Origin of the sequence: Sphingobium tyrosinilyticum (assembly GCF_042654265.1) — a bacterium.
GTDB lineage: Bacteria > Pseudomonadota > Alphaproteobacteria > Sphingomonadales > Sphingomonadaceae > Sphingobium > Sphingobium tyrosinilyticum.
In genome coordinates this window covers 51,600-52,703 of record NZ_JBHSFZ010000063.1, presented here as the reverse complement: position 1 = coordinate 52,703, position 1,104 = coordinate 51,600, and the positions used below count along the sequence as shown (strand labels likewise).

At 62.0% G+C, this 1,104-nt stretch carries 2 pseudogenes; both read right to left on the bottom strand.

Going from position 1 to position 1,104, the window contains the following annotated elements:
- A pseudogene (locus tag ACFO3E_RS17520) lies at window positions 1–121 on the bottom strand (lipoyl synthase); the annotation flags it as partial.
- A gap of 322 nt (window positions 122–443) precedes the next feature.
- Window positions 444–1,104: pseudogene (locus tag ACFO3E_RS17515) on the bottom strand (ISNCY family transposase); the annotation flags it as partial.

Below are 1,104 nucleotides of genomic sequence, written 5' to 3'. Positions count from 1 at the left end.
CGCGCATCAGTTTACGCGTTTCGTGATAGCCTGGGCTGGTCGGCGCCTTGACGCGGATCCAGTCCGGCTTGCGGACACGTTGCGGCTGGGGCGGGACGGGGATGGCGGCGCTGTCGGTCATGGGACCCAAATAGCGACCCGAGCGCAGACTTGCCAGCCCGCGGTTGAGATTTGAAGCAGGAAATCAGCACTACACAAAGCATTTCATCCAGGGTGGCGACTCCTAGGATTTCGCACTTCGATCTAGAATCCACCCGCTTACAACACATGTTCCTGCCGGTTAGAAAAGACACTTTCTGTCCCCGATAGAAATGACACTCTTTGAAGACAGCAGGGGCTGCGTGGAGCCATCGGGATAGCGCAGCGCAGACCCTGCTGAGAGCGCAACATGGAGGGGAGGGACTGGACCCGCTGCGCAGGCAGCGGGCTCGGTCAGAGCCGGTTTAGCGGGCCTTCACGAACTCCAGCGTGCCGCGCGCCTGTAGTTCGGCCCGGCTGAGCCGCGGGCCGCGCTTGAGCTTGGGACCGCCCAACCGGCGTCCATCGATCTTCACCGGTGCCTCCGGTTCAGGGAATAGATGAGAGGGCTGGTCACGGCGGGCAGGGGCATTGTTGTTGCGCTGCCGGTGATGCGGCGCGATCGCCTGGATTTGTTTCGCCAGCTGCAGCGCCGCGTCGAGATGACGGTTGTCCACGATCGCCGGCTGTTTCACCTGTCGCATCTTGTCGAACTGACGGTAGGGGAGTACATGACACTCATGCTGGATCTCCAGTCGGCCATCGGGATATTCGCACACCATCACCCGCTTGCGCACGAGCTTCCTGGCGATCTCGGTCGGTTCCAGGATGAACATCGCCTTGTTGTAATGGAGCGTCAGCGCAGCAGTGACACTCCGCTGTTCGCGCCACACCATGATCTCGCGCAGATCGTCATGCGGGGCAAGCGGACGGTGGAGATCGCGGCTGTCGAAAGCGGGGCGCGCAAAGCGGGCATTGTGGCGAACCAAATAGCCCGGCAGAAAGGCGTTCGCTTCTTCGATCGACGATATGCCCTCCAGCCGCATCGCCTTGACCAGCCGGTCCTGCAGCGTGCCGTTGGCCCGT